The organism is Salarchaeum japonicum (assembly GCF_020614395.1).
In the GTDB taxonomy this organism is placed as follows: domain Archaea; phylum Halobacteriota; class Halobacteria; order Halobacteriales; family Halobacteriaceae; genus Salarchaeum; species Salarchaeum japonicum.
On the sequence record NZ_CP085324.1, the window covers coordinates 1,959,843 to 1,979,023 of the forward strand.

General features: G+C 65.7%; 22 protein-coding genes. 10 read left to right on the forward strand and 12 right to left on the reverse strand.

Features of this window, described 5'->3' with window-relative positions; all coding sequences use genetic code 11:
• Positions 1 to 54 precede the first annotated feature (54 nt).
• From LI334_RS10965 to LI334_RS10975, 3 genes are all read left to right on the forward strand, one after another.
• On the forward strand, positions 55 to 1,104 hold the full coding sequence (locus LI334_RS10965; RefSeq protein ID WP_227260868.1) for a substrate-binding domain-containing protein: 1,050 nt from the start codon (positions 55 to 57) through the stop codon (positions 1,102 to 1,104).
• Between the two features lie 75 nt (positions 1,105 to 1,179).
• On the forward strand, positions 1,180 to 3,174 hold the full coding sequence (locus tag LI334_RS10970; protein ID WP_227260869.1) for a TRAP transporter permease: 1,995 nt from the start codon (positions 1,180 to 1,182) through the stop codon (positions 3,172 to 3,174).
• Positions 3,171 to 3,395 (forward strand): hypothetical protein, encoded by a 225-nt coding sequence (locus tag LI334_RS10975; protein WP_227260870.1) that lies wholly within the window; start codon positions 3,171 to 3,173, stop codon positions 3,393 to 3,395. The genes LI334_RS10970 and LI334_RS10975 overlap by 4 nt, the downstream gene beginning before the upstream one ends.
• Positions 3,396 to 3,412: 17 nt before the next feature.
• Here LI334_RS10975 and LI334_RS10980 read toward each other — a convergent pair whose 3' ends face one another.
• Complete coding sequence (locus tag LI334_RS10980; protein WP_227260871.1) at positions 3,413 to 4,861, reverse strand: acetyl-CoA hydrolase/transferase C-terminal domain-containing protein; 1,449 nt, start codon at positions 4,859 to 4,861, stop codon at positions 3,413 to 3,415.
• A gap of 72 nt (positions 4,862 to 4,933) precedes the next feature.
• A complete protein-coding gene (locus tag LI334_RS10985) occupies positions 4,934 to 6,094 on the reverse strand; it encodes an acyl-CoA dehydrogenase family protein (protein ID WP_227260872.1) in 1,161 nt (386 codons plus the stop codon).
• A gap of 87 nt (positions 6,095 to 6,181) precedes the next feature.
• Between LI334_RS10985 and LI334_RS10990 the strand changes: the two genes are divergently transcribed.
• Positions 6,182 to 6,655, forward strand: coding sequence for a FlaD/FlaE family flagellar protein (locus tag LI334_RS10990; RefSeq protein ID WP_227260873.1), 474 nt, complete (start codon positions 6,182 to 6,184; stop codon positions 6,653 to 6,655).
• Between the two features lie 4 nt (positions 6,656 to 6,659).
• Here the strand turns inward: LI334_RS10990 and flaJ are convergent, their stop codons facing one another.
• Genes flaJ through LI334_RS11020 form a run of 6 tightly spaced genes read right to left on the reverse strand, consistent with a single transcriptional unit; the run spans position 6,660 to position 12,728 of the window.
• Positions 6,660 to 8,399 carry an archaellar assembly protein FlaJ gene (gene flaJ, locus LI334_RS10995; protein WP_227260874.1) on the reverse strand — a complete coding sequence of 580 codons (1,740 nt, stop codon included), beginning with the start codon at positions 8,397 to 8,399 and terminating at the stop codon, positions 6,660 to 6,662.
• A complete protein-coding gene (locus tag LI334_RS11000; RefSeq protein ID WP_227260875.1) occupies positions 8,400 to 10,082 on the reverse strand; it encodes a type II/IV secretion system ATPase subunit in 1,683 nt (560 codons plus the stop codon).
• On the reverse strand, positions 10,083 to 10,823 hold the full coding sequence (locus LI334_RS11005) for an ATPase domain-containing protein (protein ID WP_227260876.1): 741 nt from the start codon (positions 10,821 to 10,823) through the stop codon (positions 10,083 to 10,085).
• Between the two features lie 13 nt (positions 10,824 to 10,836).
• Complete coding sequence (locus LI334_RS11010; protein ID WP_227260877.1) at positions 10,837 to 11,292, reverse strand: flagellar protein G; 456 nt, start codon at positions 11,290 to 11,292, stop codon at positions 10,837 to 10,839.
• The gene (locus tag LI334_RS11015) at positions 11,292 to 11,732 is read right to left on the reverse strand and encodes a fla cluster protein FlaF (protein WP_227260878.1); all 441 of its coding nucleotides are present in this window, start codon (positions 11,730 to 11,732) and stop codon (positions 11,292 to 11,294) included. The genes LI334_RS11010 and LI334_RS11015 overlap by 1 nt, the downstream gene beginning before the upstream one ends.
• A gap of 6 nt (positions 11,733 to 11,738) precedes the next feature.
• Positions 11,739 to 12,728, reverse strand: a complete 990-nt coding sequence (locus LI334_RS11020; protein ID WP_227260879.1) for a FlaD/FlaE family flagellar protein — start codon at positions 12,726 to 12,728, stop codon at positions 11,739 to 11,741.
• Between the two features lie 96 nt (positions 12,729 to 12,824).
• Here LI334_RS11020 and LI334_RS11025 point away from each other — a divergent pair, with 96 nt between their 5' ends.
• A complete protein-coding gene (locus LI334_RS11025) occupies positions 12,825 to 13,436 on the forward strand; it encodes a hypothetical protein (RefSeq protein ID WP_227260880.1) in 612 nt (203 codons plus the stop codon).
• Here LI334_RS11025 and LI334_RS11030 read toward each other — a convergent pair.
• A complete protein-coding gene (locus LI334_RS11030) occupies positions 13,433 to 13,885 on the reverse strand; it encodes a DUF7500 family protein (RefSeq protein WP_227260881.1) in 453 nt (150 codons plus the stop codon). The two genes, LI334_RS11025 and LI334_RS11030, sit on opposite strands and share 4 nt — an antisense overlap.
• Before the next feature lie 73 nt (positions 13,886 to 13,958).
• Here LI334_RS11030 and LI334_RS11035 point away from each other — a divergent pair, with 73 nt between their 5' ends.
• The 5 genes from LI334_RS11035 to LI334_RS11055 are packed head-to-tail and all read left to right on the forward strand — an operon-like array spanning position 13,959 to position 16,069.
• Positions 13,959 to 14,138: a hypothetical protein gene (locus LI334_RS11035; protein ID WP_227260882.1), complete on the forward strand. Its 180-nt coding sequence runs from the start codon at positions 13,959 to 13,961 to the stop codon at positions 14,136 to 14,138.
• 39 nt (positions 14,139 to 14,177) lie between these two features.
• Complete coding sequence (locus tag LI334_RS11040) at positions 14,178 to 14,744, forward strand: hypothetical protein (protein ID WP_227260883.1); 567 nt, start codon at positions 14,178 to 14,180, stop codon at positions 14,742 to 14,744.
• 26 nt (positions 14,745 to 14,770) lie between these two features.
• Positions 14,771 to 14,920: a hypothetical protein gene (locus LI334_RS11045; protein ID WP_227260884.1), complete on the forward strand. Its 150-nt coding sequence runs from the start codon at positions 14,771 to 14,773 to the stop codon at positions 14,918 to 14,920.
• A gap of 1 nt (position 14,921) precedes the next feature.
• Positions 14,922 to 15,668: a hypothetical protein gene (locus LI334_RS11050; RefSeq protein ID WP_227260885.1), complete on the forward strand. Its 747-nt coding sequence runs from the start codon at positions 14,922 to 14,924 to the stop codon at positions 15,666 to 15,668.
• A 47-nt stretch (positions 15,669 to 15,715) separates the two neighbouring features.
• Positions 15,716 to 16,069, forward strand: coding sequence for a hypothetical protein (locus LI334_RS11055; RefSeq protein ID WP_227260886.1), 354 nt, complete (start codon positions 15,716 to 15,718; stop codon positions 16,067 to 16,069).
• 384 nt (positions 16,070 to 16,453) lie between these two features.
• Here LI334_RS11055 and LI334_RS11060 read toward each other — a convergent pair whose 3' ends face one another.
• From LI334_RS11060 to LI334_RS11070, 3 genes are all read right to left on the reverse strand, one after another.
• A complete protein-coding gene (locus LI334_RS11060; protein WP_227260887.1) occupies positions 16,454 to 17,065 on the reverse strand; it encodes an archaellin/type IV pilin N-terminal domain-containing protein in 612 nt (203 codons plus the stop codon).
• Positions 17,066 to 17,267: 202 nt separating this feature from the next.
• Entirely contained in the window at positions 17,268 to 18,584 is a 1,317-nt protein-coding gene (locus tag LI334_RS11065; RefSeq protein ID WP_227260888.1) for a hypothetical protein, read from the reverse strand.
• Between the two features lie 56 nt (positions 18,585 to 18,640).
• The gene (locus LI334_RS11070) at positions 18,641 to 19,153 is read right to left on the reverse strand and encodes a SprT-like domain-containing protein (RefSeq protein WP_227260889.1); all 513 of its coding nucleotides are present in this window, start codon (positions 19,151 to 19,153) and stop codon (positions 18,641 to 18,643) included.
• Positions 19,154 to 19,181 lie beyond the last annotated feature (28 nt).

A 19,181-nucleotide genomic window follows, 5' to 3' on the forward strand; every position in this document is an offset into this window, starting at 1 on the left:
AATAGTCTGAAAGGAACAGATTATTATATATGGTCGTGAGTGTTATGAACGACTATGTCGGATGATGGCATGAACCGACGGGAGTTCTTGTACGGCTCAGCAGCTGTTGGTGCGCTCGGCCTGGCCGGGTGTACGAGCGGCGGCAGTGGGGACGACGGCAGCGACATGACGCTTCGCGTCGGCACGTCCGCCGGCGAGACGAAGAACGTCGGCCTCGCGGTCGAACAGGCAGCATCGAACCACAGCGACAGCCTGGACTACTCGACCGTCGAGAGTCCCGGATACATCGGTACCATCCGACGGATGGCGCAGGGCCAGTTCAACTCCGGTATCACGGACAACAACTCGCTCCTCAAGGCCGTCGACGGCCGCGGCACGTTCGAAGAACAGGGCGTGGACAGCGTCCCCTGGTACGGGTTCTACGCGTTCCCGTACAGCATCTACATCGTCGCGCGTGACGGCACGGACATCGAGACGTTCGACGACCTCGCCGGCAAGAACGTCTACCCCGCCGAACCCGGCTACTCGACGCGCGCGACGACGCTCGACGTCTGGGCGCAGGACCCGACCGCGGACGTCTACGACCAGATGAACATCGTCGACCTCAGCGTCGAGGACGCGCCCGGCGCGATGGAGGAAGGCGAGATCGACGCGTGTATCGCGTACGGGACGCCCGGCGTGAGCTACACCGGCTTCGTCACCCAGATCGCGTCCCGCATCGACGTGCACTACGTCGAGCCGACGGACGCGCTCATCGAGTCCGCCGAGAACTACGGCGGCGCGGGTACGTCCACCACGCCGTACAGCGAGTGGACGCTCGGCAACGCGGACATCGGCACGGACGAAGTGTTCACCTGGAACCTCGAAGTGAACTACACGTTCAACCCGAGCGCGAGCGACGACGCAGTGTACGAGCTCTGCCGGGTCGTCGAGGAGAACAACCAGAGCATCAACGACACGGAACCGCAGTTCAACAACTTTGAGTCGACGAGCGACATGCTCGCGTCCGCCCGCGAACAGCTCCCGGTTCACCCCGGCGCGGCCCAGTACTACAAGGACAACGACGCGTGGGACGACAGCCTCACCGAGGCGTCGCGAGACTAACCGCGTAGCCGGCGCGCGGATCGACCGCGCATTTTTGAGATTTAGTCGCATGCACGACACCAAGCAATACCACACATGAGTACTCAATCGAATCAAAGCTCACCTAACACACTCGTCAGCCGCGGGCTCGACATTTCAGTCACGGTAAGCGCGCTCCTATTCTGGGCGATCGTCCTCTACCGATCGTACACGGAAGGCTTCCTGCCGTCCACGGTGCAGTACGGCGTCGTCTTCGTCGGCGGTATCATGACGGTCTACGCGTTGAACGAGACGAAGGAGGCGGTGGAGGAACGGAACTGGATCGACGGTATCGTCCTCCTCCCGTCCTCGATAGTCCTCATCAGCGCCGCCGTCTTCTTCGCCACGAACTTCGAGCTCGTCTACCTCCAGCAGCAGGGGTACGCGACCGAACACCAGTACATGCTCGCGCGCCTCATCATCCTCTCCATCCTCTACCTCACGTGGCGCGAGTTCGGGAACCTCTTCCTCGGGCTCGTCGGCGGGATGATACTGTACGGGCTGTACGGGAACTACATCGCCGACAGCATCATTCTCAGCCACGGTGGGATGGATCAGCTCACGCTCCTGCAGACCCTCGTCACCGACCTCGGCGGGTTCTACGGGAGCCTGACCCAGCTCACCGCGTCCTGGATCGCGCCGTTCCTCCTGTACGCGGGCCTCCTGTTCGCGTACGGCGCGTTCGACCTCATCCTCCGGGTGGCGATTCAGTCCGCGAAGTACATCGAGTCCGGCGTCGCGCAGACCGCCGTGCTCGCGTCCGCGGTCATCGGCTCCATCAACGGCTCGTACACCGCGAACGCCGCGATGACGGGGTCGTTCAGCATTCCGACGATGAAGGAGTCCGGGATGTCCGGCCACCGCGCGGCCGCCATCGAGGCGGTCGCGTCCACGTCCGGCCAAGTGTTGCCGCCGGTGATGGGCGCGTCCGCGTTCATCATGGCGTCCACGCTCCAGACGGGCTACATCAACATCGTCGTCGCCGGGCTCGTGCCGGCCGCGATTCTGGTCGCGTGTATCAGCATCGCCGTCCACTACACGGCCATCAGCGACCAGAGCACGCAGAACATGGACTTCGAGAGCTTCTTCGACGACGCTCTCACCACGACTGACAAAATCGTCGAAACCATCCGGTTCGGCGTGCCGTTCCTCGTCCTCATCGGCCTGCTGGGCGTCCTCCAGTACACGGTGACGACGTCCGCGATGTGGACGATCTTCTCGATGGTCGCGTTCGGCGTGCTTCTCCCGATCATCCGCGCCGTGGTCACGGGCGACTCGCCGGTCGCCGAGTTCGTGAATCAGTTCTGGAACACCGTCCACGGCTTCCGCCGCGGCGCGGTGATTCTCGCACCCATCGCCATCATCCTCGTCGCGGTCAGCGGCGTCGTCGGCATCCTTCAGGTCACCGGCGTCCCGAGCAAGATAGCCATCATGATTATGGGTATCTCGGGCGGCGTTCTCCTGTTCGCCGTCCTGCTCGCGATGGCCGTGAGCATCCTGATGGGCGTCGGCATGCCGACGGCCGCGGCGTACGTCATCGTCTCCGTGCTCATCGCACCGGCGCTGACGAACAACTTCGACATCCCCCAGATCGCCTCGCACTACACGGTGTTCTACGCCGCCATCCTGGCGGGTATCACGCCACCGGTCGCGACGGCGGCCGTCGTCGCCGCGGGTATCGCGGAGGCGAACTTCTGGCGGACGTGCGGAGCGGCTATCAAGATCGCCGCGCCGCTGTTCGTCCTGCCGGTCGCGTTCGTCTACAACACCTCGCTCGTGTCGTTCTCGCTCGGCCTGACGACCATCTGGGTCGGCCTGCTCGTGCTGCTCGGCGCGATAGCCATCATCTACGGCCTGAACTACCCGTTCTCGCTCGGGTTCTGGCAGACCGTGCTCGCGCGCATCGGCCTCTCGGCCGTCGGCGTGGTCGTGATGGTGTACCCGAACGACATCGTGAAGCTCGCGGGTATCGCCGTGTTCGCCGCAGTGTTCTTCGGTGAGAAGATGCTGTACGGAGACATGGAGAAACCCACCACGGGTGGTGCGCAATGAGCGAGCGCCGCGAGGACCCCGAAGACCAGGTCGACACGACCGACGTCGGCGGCCTCGGCGAAGTCCTCCCCGAACCCCTGAAGCCGTTCTGGATGCCGATTCAGCGGATTCAGGAGTTCCGGGACACCTGGGGTGACACGTACACGGGCATCATGGAGCTCGTGCTCGGTCTCGGACTCGCCATCGGCTACGTCTGGTGGCTCGTCCTCTACCTCGGCTAAAAACCGGATTTTCTTTTCTACTGCCAGTTCGCGGCACGCTCCACGTCCATCGGGATGTGGGCGTCCTGCGTCTTCACGTCCGCCAGGTAGTCGCGGAGGTCGTCTACGAACGCGGGGTGCGCGCAGTTCTCGATAATGCGTTCAGCGCGCTCGACCGGGGAAAGGCCGCGTACGTCCGCGACGCCCTGTTCGGTGACGAACACGTCGATGTCGTGTTCGGTGTGGTCGACGTGGAACGCCATCGGCACCACGCGCGATATCTCGCCGTCCTTGATGGTGGAGGGGAGCGCGCAGACGGAGACGAGGCTGTTCCGGTTGAAGTCCGCGCTCCCGCCGACGCCGTTTATCATGCGGCTGCCGTTGACGTGCGTGGAGTTGACGTTCCCGTAGATGTCGAACTCGATGGCGCTGTTCACGCCGACGACGCCGAACTGGTCGATGAGTCCGGGGTGGTTGGAGACGTCGGCGGGCCGGAGGACGATGTCCTCTGCGTAGCGTTCCACGTCGTCGAAGAGACGTTCCTGGCCCTCGGTGGTGAGCGCGAGCGAGGTCGCGCTCGCGGCTTCGAGGCGGCCCTCGTCCAGCATGTCGAACAGCCCGTCCTGGATGAGTTCGCCGAAGTACACCACGTCGCGGCCGCCGAAGTCGAGTTCCTTCAGTTCGCCCATGAGGGCGTTCCCGAGGCTCCCGACGCCGAACTGGAGGTGGATGGCGTCCTCGAAGACGGGCGAGCGCTCCAACTCCCGGGTGAGGAAGTCCCCGAGGTTCTCGGCGATGGCGAGGTCGTCCTCCGTGGGGTCGCGGAACGTGTAGGTGTCGTCGGGGCGGTCGGACTCCACGACCGCGGTGAGTTTCTCGGGGTCGAACTCGACGCGCGTGCTCCCGATGCGCTCGCCGGGGTCGGTGAGCGGGACGGGGTCGCGGTTCGGCGGCGCGTCCGGCCGGTAGATGTCGTGGAGCGCCTGGAGTTCGAGCGGCTGTGCGGCGTTCACTTCGACCACGAGTTCGTCCGCGGCCTCGACGAACGCCGGCACCTGCCCGAGCGACGTGGAGGGAACGAACCAGTCCGGGCCGACGGCGACCGCTTCGACGACGCAGACGTCGGGGTCTACCACGCCGCGGTACTGCACGTCGTCGCCCATCGAGGACGCGTTCCGGTCGCTGAACGCAATGTCGCGGCGGTTCGTCGCGGCGCGCGCCACCTCGGAGGACTGGTAGGTGAACCGGCGAGCGATAGCGCCCGACTCGACGAGTTCGACGTCGATTTCGTCGCCGACGTTCCCGCTACTGACGAGCGTGAGCGCGAGGTCGCGGTCGTCGGCGGCGAGCGCGAGCGGCACCAGTTTGGGGTAGCCGACGCTCCCGAACCCGCTCGTGAGCACGGTCGCGTCCGGCGCGATGTCGGCGGCGACCGAGTCGGCGTCCCGGAGGGGGAGGTCGCCGTTGAGGCGGTCGCTGACGGTCATCGAGAATCAGACTCGGAGAAGTCCTGCATGCCCCCCGGTACCCCGTACGCGATGAAAAAGCCTTCCGTCGGTCTACTGGAACGCCTGGATGCCGGTGAGTTCCTGGCCGAGGACGAGCGTGTGGATGTCGTGGGTTCCCTCGTACGTGTAGACGGTCTCCATGTTCGCCATGTGCCGCATCGGCGAGTAGTCCGCGCTGATGCCGTTCCCGCCGAGCATCTCGCGGGCGACCCGGCTCATGTCGCGCGCCATCCGGACGTTGTTCCGCTTCGCCATCGAGACGTGCGCGGGTTCGAGGTCGCCGCGCTCCTTCAGGTCGGCGAGCCGGTGCGCGAGCAGTTGTGCGGTGGTAATCTGGGTCGCCTGCTCCGCGAGCTTCTGCTGCTGGAGCTGGAAGCCCGCGATGGGCTGGCCGAACTGCTCGCGGCCCTTCGCGTACTCGCGGGCCTCCTCGAAGGCGTCGCGCGCCGCGCCGATGACGCCCCAGGCGATGCCGTAGCGCGCCTGCGTGAGACACGAGAGCGGACCCTTCATCCCGGAGACGCCGGGAAGGACGTTCTCCTCGGGGACGACCACGTCGTTCAGCCCGATTTCGCCCGTGATGGACGCGCGGAGGCTGAGCTTCTCGTCGAGCTTGTTCGTCGTCACGCCCTCGCGGTCGGTCTCCACGAGGAACCCGCGGACGGTGTCGTCGTCGCTCCGGTCTTTCGCCCACACGACGGCCACGTCGGCGATGGGTGAGTTCGTAATCCAGGTCTTCGCGCCGTTCAGCACGTACTCGTCGCCGCGCTTCTCAGCGTGCGTCTCCATCCCGGACGGGTTCGAGCCGTGCTGGGGTTCGGTGAGACCGAAACAGCCGACGGCGTCGCCGCGACCCATCGCGGGCAACCACTCCTCCTTCTGTTCCTCGCTCCCGTACGCGTGAATCGGGTACATGACGAGCGCGCCCTGCACGCTCGCCATCGACCGAAGCCCGGAGTCGCCGGCTTCGAGTTCCTGCATGAGGAGGCCGTACGCGGTCTCCGAGACGCCGGGGAGACCGTAGCCGTCGAGGTTCGGGGCGAAAAAGCCCATCTCGCCCATCTTCGGGATGATGTCCGTCGGGAACGTCCCCTCGATGAAGTGCTCGCCGATGTCCGGTTTGATTTCGGACTCGACGAAGTCGCGGGCGGTGTCCCGAATCATCCGCTCCTCGGCTGAGAGGTCGTCCTCCAGACCAACGAAGTCCAACATTACCTGTAACTAGGCGAAACGACGCTTAAGGATTGTGCAACCGGGCCGGAAAACCAATAAGATGGGGCGCGAAAGAGGGGATAACGTATGCCTGACGGACGAGTACGCCGGGACGCGTCGCCGTACCTCACGTCGCTCGACGGGAGCGCGGCCGAACGCGTCACCGCGATGGAGTGGGGACGACACCTCGGCCGCGCGTTCGGCGCGTCCGGCGCTATCAGCGCGCTCCGTTACTACGAGGAGGTCGGCTGGGTGAGCGAGGCCGTGAAGGAGACGATGGCAGACTACGTGCGCGGCCTCCCGCTCGACGCGCTCGAATCCGACCCGGAGTACGAGCCGGAGTTGAGCGCGGAACTGGACGACCTCGGAGAGTCGCCGTTCGACGCACACGCGAAGTCGCTTGAGTACGTCGCGGCCATCGCGAACGACAACATCACGCACCAGCTCGCGACGATTTCGGGGAGCGCGGCCGCGCGCGAGGCCGCCGCGGCGGCGGGCGAGTTCCAGGAGGACATCCCGGAGCCGGCGCAGGCCGCGGCGCGCGACGAGGACGAGGAGTGAGTTTTTAGACGGAGACGAGCGCGCCGACGAGGTAGCCCGTGGCGACGGCGACGACGGCGCTTATCCACACCTGGACGACGAAGTGCGTGAGCGTGGTGAGCGAGTGGCCGCGGCTGACGATGCGAATCATCACGGACGTGAGGAGGGCGTTGAGGAGGACGATGACGAACAGCATGAACTGGAGTTGGGGGATGTCGTACTGGCTGACGGAGAGCAGGCCGCCGAGTTGGGCGTTGCTGAGGTCCATGTCCTGCGCGATGGTCATGAACAGCCGGGAGATTTCGAGGCCGACGAACATCGCGAACACGCTCGCGCCCGTGATTCCGTAGATGGTGCCGACGACGGTGCCGGCTTCCTGACTGCGTTTCCGGCGGAGGTTCAGGACTTCGCTGATGTTCGCTTCGATGAGACTGCCGAGCTGGCGGGGTTCGCCGCCCATGCGGCGGCCGGTGACGTACATGTCGCTGAACTTCTGGATGAGGTAGGAGCCGGTTTCGGCGGCGAAGTACCGCCACGCGAGGTTGGAGTCGATGCGCATCGAGAGGCGCTTGTAGAGGTCGTCGACGTTCGTGGTGAGGTTCCCGAAGTCCTTCTTCCGGAGGCTCTGGAGGACGGAGCCGGTGGAGCTCTGCTTGACGGATTCGACCGCGCCGAGCGCGCGGATGAAGGAGGGGAAGGACTCGTCGCGGTTCTTGATGCGGTTCTGTTCCTGGCGGGCGATGAGGCCGGGGATGATGAAGGGCGTGAACGGGACGGCGAGGAAGAGCGGGAGCGGGATGTCGTTCCCGACGGGGACGAGTCCGGAGAGGATGCCGTACGTGAGCGCGGTGAGCGCGAGGCTGAGGCCGGTGCCGACGAGCAGGCCGGTGCGGAGGCGAGCGTTCCGGTCGAGCGCGATTTCGGTGCGGTAGAACCAGACGGGGTCTTTCGGGGCGACGCTGTTCATCGCGTACACGAACACCACCTGGAGGAAGAGGTAGAGGAGGATGACCGCCATCACGGGCGTCATCGGGTCGATACCGACGATGAACGGGACGACGAGCGCGAACACGAGGCCGAACGTCGTGGAGAGCACGATGCTCATGTAGACGTCCTTGATGAGCGCGAGGCGGTCGAGTTGGGCTTCGTAGCGCGTGACGAAGCTCTGGATGATGGAGTCCTGTTCGGAGAGCAGGAAGTCGTCGATGGTCTGGCCCGCGCCGACGGTGTACGCGAGGCGTTCGAGGAAGTCCTGCATCAGGGGGCTGGGGACGCGTTTCGCGCGCATCCGGCAGGCGTCTTCGAGGCTCTGGTTCCACGTGTCGATCAATCCGACGATGTGCCCCATCTCCTCCGCGATGGCCTCGTACTCGTCTTCCTTGGCGAGCGTGCGGAACACCTCCACGCGGTCGATGTTCGTCGTGGAGAGGATGGTGATGTGGGTGATGAAGAGGTGGAAGTGCTCCCGGATCTGTTTGCGCTTCCTGTCCTGGAGGATTTTCGGGTAGATGAGCGCGACCAGCGGGAGGAACAGGCCGAACAGGACGGTGACGGGAACGACGAACAGCGGGAGACCGAGGAAGAACGGTAACAGCATGACGGCGAACCCGAGCACGACCGAGGGGAGGATGACGACCAGCGCGTACCGCTGGGCGGGCATCCCCATGTACTCGTAGTCCCGCAGGAGCGACCGGACGACGTTCCCGATGTCGAACTCGTCGTCGTCGGCCCCGACCTGCGTTCCCGTCCCGGTCTCCGTCGCCATCTATGCTTCCGGTGAGTCCGGGAGCCCACCAGTATTTATCGGCAGCGCCTCGACGCCGTCGCGCTGGAACGTCGAGATGGCGTTGTTCGCCTCCGACCACGACAGCACGTCCTCGTCGATGAGCCGGCGGATGATTTCGGCGCGCCGCCGGAGTTCGTCGTAAATCTCCCGGGTGTCCTGGTAGCCGAGGAGTTCCGCGATCTGGTCTTCGAGCACGTGGCTGTTGTTCATGCCCGTGAACACGACCTCGTCGTCGCGGGGATCCCAGTTGAACGCCTGTCGGGTGATGACGCCGCCGTCGTGGTCGCTGTAGCCCTCGATTTCCTGGACGGAGGTGACGCGGCGGAGCACGCGGTCGCCCTGTTTCACGCGGTTCTGGAAGAGCGCCACGTCGCAGTTGTCCATGAACGTCTCGGGGACGTTGATGGGTTCGCCCGTGAACCGCTGAATCATCGAGACGATGTCGCTCGCGTGGAACGTCAACATCACGGGGTGGCCGGTTTGTGCGGCCTGGAACGCCATCTGGCCCTCCGCGCCGCGAACCTCGCCGACGATGATGTAGTCGGGCCGAGAGCGGAGCGCGGCGGCGACGAGGTCGAACATGTCCACGTCCGCGTTCTCGTCGCTCCCCTGTCCCTCGCGGGTGAGGAGTTGCTGCCAGGTCGAGTGGGGGACGTTCACCTCGGCCGTGTCCTCGGCGGTGTAGATTTTGGAGTCGCGGGGGATGAGGGAGATGGAGGCGTTCAGGGTCGTGGTCTTCCCGGACGCCGTTTCCCCGACGACGAACACCGTGCGTTCGTTCTCCAGGCAGAGCCAGAGGTAGGCGGCGAGTTCGGGGCTGAGCGTCCCCCACTTCGTAATCTGGAAGATGGAGAGGGGGACTTCCTCGCTCTGACGGATGGTGAGGCTCGGCCCCTGCACGGACACGTCGTCCGAGTAGATGATGTTGATACGGGAGCCGTCGGGGAGCGTGGAGTCGATGATGGGGTTCGAGTCGGACACCGGGGTGTCCATACGTTCGCCCATGTTCCGAATCCAGTTCTCGAACTCCTCGCTCGACCCGAAGTCCACCGTGGTCGGGAGCATGCTGTAGGTCGCGTGGTCGACGTAGCACTGGTGGGGGCCGATGACGTGAATGTCCTCGTTCTCGGGGTCGCTCATGATGGGGTCGAGCGGGCCGAGTCCGACGATGTCGCGCTGGAGGCGGTACCGCACCCGGCGGTAGGTCTCCTCGTCGACGTTCACGGTGGTTCCGATGAACGACCCGACCATGCCGGACGCGACGCCGCCGACGGAGACGATGTCGTCGAGGAGGTCGTCGAGGTGTTCGTCGAACTGGCGTTCCTCGCTCGGCGCGGGCTTGGTGACGCTCTTGTCGAGGAGGAGTTGGCGAATCGTCTCGTACTGCTGGTGTTCGTTCGGCCGGAGGGAGGGTTCGACGACGTAGTACGTGGTGTCGATACCCACGTCCCCGTGGATGTGGCAGAACGTCGGGTGTTCCGACGCCGTCGGGTAGATGACGTGGGGGTTGTGCATCTCGTGTTCGTCCGCTAGTTCGTCCACGTACAGCGGGTACTCGCCGTGTTCCTCCCGGAACGTCTCCAGGTGGTCGCGGAGGTGGGTGTGTTCGTCCATCAGCGCCTGGAGTTCCGCGCTCGCGCGCTGGGAGCCGAGTTCCGTCATCTATGCCACCGTCCGCGTCACGATTGTCAGGCCGCGACCCGTCTGTACCTCGTACCCGATGGTGTCGTCCACCTGGTTCCCCATGCCCGCGAACTTCTTCACGACCATCTGTCGGCGGATGTCGTTCCCGACCTCCTCGGAGGAGAGTTTGAGGTAGATGTCGGAGACGTCGCGGACGGGTCGGAGCGCCGCGTTCGTCAGCGAGTCGGGATTGACGGTGAGGAGAATCGTCTTCCCGCGGGCGGTTATCGTGCGGAAGAAACTGATGAGGTTCTGCATCACGTCGTCCTCGTCGCCGTGTTCGCGGATGGACTCGTAGTGGGGGTCGTGGAGGAGGACGGAGTCGAACCCGTCGAAGATGATGACGTCGCTGTTCCACATCGTCTCCGCCTCCATCAATCGCTGGAGGAGCGGGCGTTTCGCGTCCACCTCGCTGAACGTGTTCGTCGTGTCCACGTCCGCGTGCAGGAACAGCATGTTCTCGCGAGTGAGGTGTTTGACGACGCCGTAGTCGAGGGACTCCATCTGGTCGATGAAGCTCGCCGCCGTCTCCTCCGTGGAGACGTACGTGACCGTGTTCCCGGTCTCCGCGATACCGTACGCGAACCGCTGCGTGATAACGCTCTTCCCGGATCCGTGTTCGCCCTCGATGATGCCGAGGCTGCCCGCGGGGATGCCGCCGCCGAGCTGCGCGTTCACGCGGTCACGGGTGTCGAGTCCGAGTTCGTAGAGGTCTGGCATGGTGGTGGGTGGCCTACACGTAGACGGTCACGGTCTCCTCGTCTCCGACGACGTGCACCGAGATGGTGTGTTCGCCGGCATCGAGCGTGTGGGAGACGGTGAGGCGAAGGATTTCGCCGGGCGCCCACACGTCGCCCGTCGCGTTGTCGGGTCTCGAAAGGGCGTCAACCGTCGCGTACTGGCCGTCAATGAATACGTCTATTTGGGAGGTCTGGGCGTATAAGTCCTTTTGCCCGGTGTTCTTCACGAGGAGCGTGACGTTTCCGGTGGAGTCGTTGTAGAACGCGTCGCTCCCCGTGTCGCCGACGATGTCGATGTCGGTCTCGATTTTGTCCGCGGCGGCGAGCCCCGACCCCTGAAGGGTCTGGTCGAGGTCGACGACGCTCGCGGTGAGCGTGGACGCGACCGTCGCGGCGACGAGGAGGGACGCGATGAAGATGACGAGTTTGTCGACGGAGACGCTCGCCATCAGGACACCACCGTCACGTCGTTCGTCCCCTCACTCACCGCGTACTCGGTCACGACGACGACCCGCGCGGGTTCGTTCGCGAGCGACAGCGTGAGCGTGAGGTTCTCGCCCGGTGCCCAGACGGTTCGCGCGCTCGCGCCCTCGACGGCCGTCCCGGGGTTCGTGAAGACGCCGTCCACGAGCAGGTCGGTGTCGTTCACGTGCAGGCTCGTCGTGCCCGTGTTCGCGACGCGCACCGTGAGCTCGTCGGACGTGTTGTTGTACGTCACGTCGTCGAGCGTGATGTCCGTGTTCCCGGTCGCGAGCGCGCGGTTCTCGTGTGCGCCCATCGAGTCCGAGATGTCCTCGAACCCGGCCTGCGCCGCCGGGACGACGACGCCGACGACCATGAACGCCGCGACGAACAGGATAGCGGCCGCGCCGTTCGTACTGAACCCCATGCGAGGCTACGTCCCCGCGAGCTCCGTCTGTTGGGCCAGCTTCTGGATGTGTTCGAAACTCTCGCTGTGCGCCTCGACGGACAGTTCGCTCGGCGGCCGGGACGGCTGGTCTTCGTCCAGGTCGTGCGCGCCCGACAGCACGGTCTCCAGTTGGCGTTTCACGGAGGGGCTTATCCAGTCGATTTGGGCGTAGTAGTCGATGGTCTTCAGCGCGCCCGCCGGCCCCGCGGTGTCCACGAGCATCGACACCCACTGCATCAGGAGGACGTCCGTCGCGTACGTCGGCGCGAGCGCGTTCAGGTAGGGCGAGTCCCCGGACTGTGACGCGGACACCGGGCGCGCCGGCGGTTCCACGGGTTCGTCCGCCGCCTCGTCGTCTTCCGCGTCGGGTTCCTCGTCCGCATCCGCGTCCGCGTCGAGGTTCGCCTTCAGGTCTTCGAAGCTCACCACGTCCTCGTCGTCGCTCTCGTCCTCGTCGGCGTCCTCGGTGGTGTGGCGTTCGTGGCCGATGTCGTCGGACGCCTCGCCGGACATCACGCCGTACGTCTCGTCGTCGGGCGCGACGGCGTCGCGCTCGCTCGACGACGAGAAGGGGTTGATGTCGTCGGTCAGCCGGTCGTACACGCCGAGCAGGGTCGCGTTCGTCTCCTGAATCTCGTCGAGCCGGGCCTCCATCGACTCCTGGTCGTTCTCCAGGGACTCGATGGCCGACTCGTTCGTGCCGACGCGGTTCCGGACTTCGTCGAGGTTGTACTGGAGTTCCTCGACCGCGTCACCCACGTCGCCCTCGAACGCCTCCGTCGAAATCCGGGGCGGCTGAGGTTCCGGTTCCGATTCCGTCTCGGTCTCTCCCGAGTCGGCGGCTTCGTCGTCGGTCTCCGAGTCCGCGTCCGTCTGCTCCGCGTCCGCCTCGGCGTCCCGTTCCTCGTCCTTCGATTGCGTGTTCGGGACGAGGGAGTCGAGGCCGAGTTCCCGCATCACGTCGCCGAGGTTCATTCGTAAACGGATTCGGGGCCGGTAAGGAAGAACCTTTGGGCAGAGAGGACTGGGTTTAAGCCCGCTCGGGGAGACCACCAGACGGAGACTGTACGGATGGCTGACGAGAACGCGGTGCACGACATGGTCGTCGACCTGCTCTCGGAATGGGAGAGCCCGGTCGCCGACAAGCGCGTGTTCACCCGGCGGCTCACGACCTACCTCTCGGAGGAACTCGCCGACCGTGGCCTGGACATGGCCGTCGAGCGGACGGCGCAGGGCCCCTGCGACATCGTCGTGGGCGACGTGGGCGTGCTCGTGTTCACCGACTTCAGTCACGCCGACACCATCGAGTTGCGCTCGCAGAGCGACCGCATCCGGGAGCGCGTGGAGACGCTGGTCGTGTTCGGCTACCTGCTCCCGGAGCGCGACCTCGACCGCTGGCGGATGGGCGAGTTCAAGTACGAGGCGATGGGGTTGCGGCTGGACGAGGTGACGTTCCTGCGGCGCGACCCGAAGACGGAGACCGTCGAGGAGCACGGGTGGCCGAGTCGCGTGTGGCGGTTCGCGATCGCGGTCGTCGCGCTCCTCAGCATCGTCATCGGCATCGAACTCGCCATCCTCTACCAGGCGTTCGGCGGGGTCGCGCCGAGCCCCGAGTTCACGCTCGCGGCGGTGGTCGTGCTGTCCGCGCTGCTCGTGTTCATCTACGAGCGCATCCCCGTCTAGAGGTCGAGGTCGGACTCCGCGAGCAGGACGCGGAGCACGTCCTCCGGCGGCTCCGAGGGGTCGATTCGATGGGCGTACCAGCGGAGCGCGCGCTCGAACGTATCGACGACGTTGTTCGACGCGAACCGCTCGTCCGCGACGCCGTGGTCGGTCTTCACGGCGAGCGCGGCCGCGTACTGCTCGGGAACCGCGGAGAGCGCCGCGGCCGCGGACGGGGTTTCCGCTGGCGTCGGCGAGTCGTCCGTCTCACCCGGGAGGTCGTCCGCGGGCCGGGGGTCGGGCGACCGGCCCTCGCTCGTCGAGACAACGTACCGACCGTCGCCTATCTCCTCGACTTCCTCGCGACCCTCGACGTCGAGGTCTTCAGGGGAGAGCACGCCGTCCTCGGCGAGGTCTTCGGGCGGAACGTCCTCCACGTCCTCGACCGTGGGGTTCGAATCGTCGGCCATACGGGAGCGTGGAGCGCGAGCGACATAATCTCGTGGGCGAAGCATTCAGGGCGCGCGCCCGCGTCTCTCGGGTATGGTCTCGCTCTCCATCGTCGCGGCCGGCCTCGGACTGGTGGTCGCGGCGGCGGCGTTCCTCCGGCTCGCGGACAGCGACGAGACCGACGCCGTCCACCTCGTGGTACTCGAATACGGGTTCGCGTTCGCGCTCCTCATCGCGGGGTTCGGCCTCATCGTCATCGAGATGCTCACGTGAGGCAACAACGCTTTTCCCCGTCAGGGGCCGCGTACTGGTATGGAACTCGGACGACGCGCGTTCGCCGGCATCCTGGGTGCGGCGGGCGCGGGCGCGCTCGCGGGCTGTTCGTCGCTCACCGGCGACGGCGGGCGGAGCGAGGAGACGGTGACGGCGACGGAGCCGAACGCGGACGGCGAGGGGACGCTCGGGGAGCTCCGCTACCTCATCGAGACGAAGCAGGGGGAAAACGACCGCGCGATACAGCTCACGCGGATGGCGACGGGCACCGCGAGCAACGACGACGGCGAGTTCACGTACGTCACCGCGACCTACGACTCACAGGCGAGCGACCGCGGCGACTTCATCAACGAGGTGGGCGTGTTCGCGCGGAGTTACGCGACGTACGTCGGCGCGGGCGGGGAGGCGGCGACGGACTTCACGGTCACCGTGGCGGACGGGTACGACGGCCAGCCGTCCTCGTTCGGCATCGCGCGGGCGTGGGCGCGGCGGTACAACGCGGGCGAGATGTCCGGGAATCAGTACATCGGGAACATCGTCTCGACGTTCGAGGAGACGACGACCGGGAGCGGCGCGAACACCTCAATCCGGGGCGATAAGCTATAAGCCCCCGTGGTCGCCAGAGTTGGACGATGAACGTATCGTTCGAGAGCGTGTCGGCGCGCGTCCCGAGTCGGCTGTGGCCCGGACGCCGCGCACACCTCCCGCTCCGAGTGGCTCCCATGCTCCTCGTCGGGATGATTCTGCTCGTTCTCGGCGTGTTGAGCACGGCGGCGTTCTGAGATGTCCTCGAAGACGCCGAGCACGAAGGAAGTAGAGGCGGTGAGCTGGCTCGTCTCCCGGAAGATTTGGGCGAGCACGGCCGTGATAGCGGGCGTGTTCGTCGTGCTCATCGCCCTCACGGGCGTCGTGCTGTACGACGCGCCCCTGATGCGGGGGTTCCGGCGGAGCGCGTCGAACCCCATCGCGGTGCTCTACATCGTCCTGTTCGCTCGCGCGCTCGCGTTCGTGCTCGCGCAAGTGCGGCGGGACGCGGCGGTCGCGCGCGGCGACCTCTCGATAGTGAGCGACGCCTCGCTGATGGGGATGACGACGGTCGCGGCGTTCTCCGTCATCGGCGTCATCGCGACCGGGGTCGCGCTCCCGCTGTTGGTCGCGACGACCGACCAGTTCACGTACCTCGCGGTCGGCATCGCGGGGCTCGTCGTGCCCGTGAGCTACCCGATACTCGTCTACCAGCTCGGCCAGCGCACCGCCACCGACCGCTACGAGCGCGGGTTCCACGTCCTGCCCGCGGCCTGGCACTACCTCTGGACGCTCCCCGTGGTCGTGCTCGTGTGGTACCTCGCGCTCGGCGTCGACCCCCTGCCCGTGACGGGTGACGCCGCGCGGTTGTTCGACGCGCAGACGGTGTTCGTGGACGTCTGGACGTTGCTCTACGTCGCCATCGGCACCCCGACCCTGCTCGTCTTCCTCTATCCCTTCCGGTGGTACGCGGAGCGCGTCGTCCGCGTCGTCCTTCCCTCGTAACCGACAGCCCTTGATATTTAAGGCGTCGGGCGGTGTAGCGAGCGTCAATGGCCGACACGAAAGACTACCTCCCCGAGAGGCTCCCCGGCTTCCGCGACATCAAACCCCGCAACCAGGCCGCGCTCGTCGTCCTCTCGGCGTTCGTCGTCAGCATCGCCGTCGCCGCCGTCGCGACAGTCGCCGGCATCGAACCAGGTCACGTCATCCCGGTGCTCGCCACCGTCGTCTTCCTGCTGTTCCTCGGCGCGAGCCTCGTCGTCTTCCGCGCGATGTTCGTCGCCGCGCAGAAAGCAGACGGCAGCGTCCAGACCGCCTTCACCCACCCCGCGTTCGCCGTGCTCTTCGCGCTCGTCGTCTTCGCCGGCGCGCTCTTCCTCGGCTTCCTCAACCAGTACGTGTAGGCAACCGCCGACACGCACGCCCCGACGAAGCCACCCCACGACTACTCGAACGCCACCAGCGACACCCTCCGCGAACCCACATCGAGCAGACGGAACAACAGCGCCATAGCGTGAGACGATGTTCTTCGTCCGGCCGGAAGCGACGACGCCCGAGACACGGCACTGCAACAGCAAGAACGCGAAGAACAGCCACCGCGTCATCGCACACACGTGAGGAACGAAGACGGTCGAAAGCGTGTCACGCGACGAAACTCAGCAGCGTGTATCGGCGGCGCGTATGGAATACACGGAGAGTACGAGTCGGAATCGCCAGTGTGTAGCCTCACGGCTATCGGGTGTTGGTTCGAAAGAAAACCGCGGCGTGTTCGGAAGTGGAAGTCCGGCTTAGAGGCGGACTGCTTCGCCGTCCTCAGCGTCCGCGAGGGAAGCCGGGACGTTGAGCTGGAAGACCGTCTCAGCACCGGAGGAGGTCACGAAGGTGAGGTGGACTTCGTCACCGCCTTCAAGGTCTTCAAGCTCCGCGACGGGGTTGGTGCCGTCGCTGATGTTAATGACGACCTGGAAGCGGTCGTTCTGCGAGTTGAGGACGGGAACCGTGCCGCCCTCGTCCGTCACTGCGTTAACGCTGAAGTCCTCGTTGGTGAGGGTCGTAGCGCCGCTCGGACCAGTCCACCGAATCGTGGTCTTGCTGACGTTGATGGAGTCGGAACCGGGCGCGAGGCTGACCGAGATGGTCGTCTGGTTGATGACCTTTCCATCAGTGCTGTTGTTCACGATGCCGGTTGCGGCGCTCACGTCGAGCCGGTCGGTGACGCCGGACTGGGCGTCCTGGCTCGTTGACTGCGCGGATGTCTGAAGCAGGCCGGCCGTGTTGATGAGGACGCCGGCCGCGAGCGCGGCGACGAGGATCATCGCGATGAACACGACGAGCGTTTCGATACCGATCTGGCCCCGGTCTTTCTCGAAGTCGGGGCGGGGAATGCTGATGTCTACCATGATTGGATTTGGGTTTTGTTGGCGGTCCGTCAGCGACGCAGTCACACAGCTGCGCGCCGCCTGTACCACTACACATACGGGACATACACATAAACGCGTTGGCTAAATCAGGGGTTGAGGCGGGTGTTTTCGAGACATGTGTCCGACATTTTAATGGGTGGTTTAGCCCGGGTTCGGCCGGGTTGTGGAGGCGGAGAGGAGGTTACGCGACGCCGATCGTCGTGTCCGTATCGACGATGACCTGTTCACCGGATTCGGTGAGTATGTATCCGATGTCTCCGCTGGGTCCCTGCATGTACCGTATCGGGGCCGGGTCGCCGGCGTTCGAGGCGTACTCGACGTAGATTATCTCGGGTGTGTCGTCGTCGTCGATGTCCGCCGCTCCCATACCCGTCCCGGTTTCCGGTTGTTCCTGAACCCCGTTGGGTTGGTAGGAGGTGAGCGAGCCGGACGTGAATTCGAGAATCGAGATGTATCCCGAGCCGTCGCGGTAGGGGACGCCGACGTTTCCGTCATCGTCGAAGTCGCCGGGCGTCCCGACGCCGAGGGGAGAAGAGAGACTCTGGGAGGACGAGTGGACGGTGCCGTCGTCGTCCAGGAAGGTGATGCCGGGGTTCGACGTGACGAAGAGGAGTTCGTCGGCGGAATCGCCGTCGAAGTCGGTGATTCCGATGATACCGTTGGCCTGCGCGTTCGACTGGTCGGCCACGGTGAACACGTCTCGGCTGTCGAGCGTGACGCCGTAGATACCGGAGTTGTTCCCGAAGAATATCGAGCGGTCGGAGCCGTTCCACGTGCCGACCGCGACCCGGGTGCCTTCGTTCGTACTGTCGCTGGTGAACGGCTGACCGGGGAGGGTGACGTTGGTGCCGTTCCCGTACGCGATCTTCAGCGCGCCGGACTGGTTCACGTACGGGATGTCTGCCGCGCCGTCCTCGTCGAAGTCCTGGGACGGCCCGAGTCCTTCGGGAACCGTCTCGTTGAGGTAGGTGGTGACGGCTTGTGTGTCCGCGTCGTACAGTTTCACGGAGCCGGAGAACACCACGTCTCCGCTGAGGTCGGCGGCGCTCCCGTAGAACGGGAACGTCAGGAGGGAGCGGCGTTCGTTGGAGCGGACGACGACGCGGTGTGCGCCCTCGTCGATGGTGGTGTTGAGGGTGATGCGGGCGACGTTGCCGGGCCGCCAGTAGTCGCCGTCGAGGACGGTGATGTCGGTCTCCTGGACGAACTGGCCGTCGATGAGGGTGTCGACGCGGTCGGGGTTGGTGGAGAGGACGTTCTCGCCGGTGTTCTTGACGAGGAGGGTGACGGTCGTCTCAGAGGCGTTGTAGATGGCGCTGGAGCCGGGGTCGCTGATGATGGCGAAGTCGGTGTCGAGCGTCTCGCCGTAGTCCTGGCCGGTGTCGCGGATGGCGGTGGAGACGTCGTTGGCGACGCCGGTGGCGGTGCCGGCGAGCATCGCGGCGACGGCGACGGCGGCGATGAAGAGGATGACGTGGGAGGCGGAGACGCTGGCCATCGATTGGGAGTGCTTCGTCGCACGGACGGATAAGCGTTGAGGCAGGCCGTTTCGGGTTATTCGGGCGCGTGGACGGTGAGCGGGCCGCCGCAGCGGCCGCAGGCGTACTGTCCGGGGTTGCGGACGAGGCGGGATTCGCGGTAGCGGGGGAGGCGGTTCTCGCAGTCGGCGCAGACGACCCACCAGTCGGGGTCGGTGAAGCGCTCGCAGTGGGTCGTGGTGTCGAGGCGGTCGGAGAGTCGCTGGAAGCGGTGGCCGTGGGTTGGGTCTGCGTGTTCGGTGACGAGGTGGGCGTGCGCGAGTTCGTGGCGGACGGTGCTGGCGACGGCGTGCCAGCCCTGGTTCTGGAAGAGCCGCCACGCGAGGCGTACTTCGAGGGGTGTGTCGTCGCGGTAGCGGAGGAGGCCGGCGCGGCGTTTCGCGCGCGTGCTCACCGACCACTCCAGGTCGGAGACATTGACGGAGAGGTCGTGGTGGGCGACGAGGTCGCGGGCGTACACGCGGACGGCGGCGAGGAGTTCGTCGTGACTGCAGGGCGGCGTGACGGCGTACCACTCGACCTCGTTCACGACGCGAGTGTCGGGCGGCGCGAGTATA

Excerpts from the sequence above, each read along its gene's own strand:
- LI334_RS11005 (WP_227260876.1), bottom strand. The coding sequence starts at position 10,823 with ATGCCAGACCTCTACGAACTCGGACTCGACACCCGTGACCGCGTGAAC.
- LI334_RS11015 (WP_227260878.1), bottom strand. The coding sequence starts at position 11,732 with ATGGGGTTCAGTACGAACGGCGCGGCCGCTATCCTGTTCGTCGCGGCG.
- LI334_RS11010 (WP_227260877.1), bottom strand. The coding sequence starts at position 11,292 with ATGGCGAGCGTCTCCGTCGACAAACTCGTCATCTTCATCGCGTCCCTC.
- LI334_RS11055 (WP_227260886.1), top strand. The coding sequence starts at position 15,716 with ATGGCCGACACGAAAGACTACCTCCCCGAGAGGCTCCCCGGCTTCCGC.
- LI334_RS11040 (WP_227260883.1), top strand. The coding sequence starts at position 14,178 with ATGGAACTCGGACGACGCGCGTTCGCCGGCATCCTGGGTGCGGCGGGC.
- LI334_RS10985 (WP_227260872.1), bottom strand. The coding sequence starts at position 6,094 with ATGTTGGACTTCGTTGGTCTGGAGGACGACCTCTCAGCCGAGGAGCGG.
- LI334_RS11000 (WP_227260875.1), bottom strand. The coding sequence starts at position 10,082 with ATGACGGAACTCGGCTCCCAGCGCGCGAGCGCGGAACTCCAGGCGCTG.
- LI334_RS10965 (WP_227260868.1), top strand. The coding sequence starts at position 55 with ATGTCGGATGATGGCATGAACCGACGGGAGTTCTTGTACGGCTCAGCA.
- LI334_RS11065 (WP_227260888.1), bottom strand. The coding sequence starts at position 18,584 with ATGGCCAGCGTCTCCGCCTCCCACGTCATCCTCTTCATCGCCGCCGTC.
- LI334_RS10990 (WP_227260873.1), top strand. The coding sequence starts at position 6,182 with ATGCCTGACGGACGAGTACGCCGGGACGCGTCGCCGTACCTCACGTCG.
- LI334_RS11025 (WP_227260880.1), top strand. The coding sequence starts at position 12,825 with ATGGCTGACGAGAACGCGGTGCACGACATGGTCGTCGACCTGCTCTCG.
- LI334_RS11060 (WP_227260887.1), bottom strand. The coding sequence starts at position 17,065 with ATGGTAGACATCAGCATTCCCCGCCCCGACTTCGAGAAAGACCGGGGC.
- LI334_RS10975 (WP_227260870.1), top strand. The coding sequence starts at position 3,171 with ATGAGCGAGCGCCGCGAGGACCCCGAAGACCAGGTCGACACGACCGAC.
- LI334_RS11050 (WP_227260885.1), top strand. The coding sequence starts at position 14,922 with ATGTCCTCGAAGACGCCGAGCACGAAGGAAGTAGAGGCGGTGAGCTGG.
- LI334_RS11020 (WP_227260879.1), bottom strand. The coding sequence starts at position 12,728 with ATGAACCTCGGCGACGTGATGCGGGAACTCGGCCTCGACTCCCTCGTC.
- flaJ (WP_227260874.1), bottom strand. The coding sequence starts at position 8,399 with ATGGCGACGGAGACCGGGACGGGAACGCAGGTCGGGGCCGACGACGAC.
- LI334_RS10980 (WP_227260871.1), bottom strand. The coding sequence starts at position 4,861 with ATGACCGTCAGCGACCGCCTCAACGGCGACCTCCCCCTCCGGGACGCC.
- LI334_RS10970 (WP_227260869.1), top strand. The coding sequence starts at position 1,180 with ATGAGTACTCAATCGAATCAAAGCTCACCTAACACACTCGTCAGCCGC.
- LI334_RS11035 (WP_227260882.1), top strand. The coding sequence starts at position 13,959 with ATGGTCTCGCTCTCCATCGTCGCGGCCGGCCTCGGACTGGTGGTCGCG.
- LI334_RS11045 (WP_227260884.1), top strand. The coding sequence starts at position 14,771 with ATGAACGTATCGTTCGAGAGCGTGTCGGCGCGCGTCCCGAGTCGGCTG.
- LI334_RS11030 (WP_227260881.1), bottom strand. The coding sequence starts at position 13,885 with ATGGCCGACGATTCGAACCCCACGGTCGAGGACGTGGAGGACGTTCCG.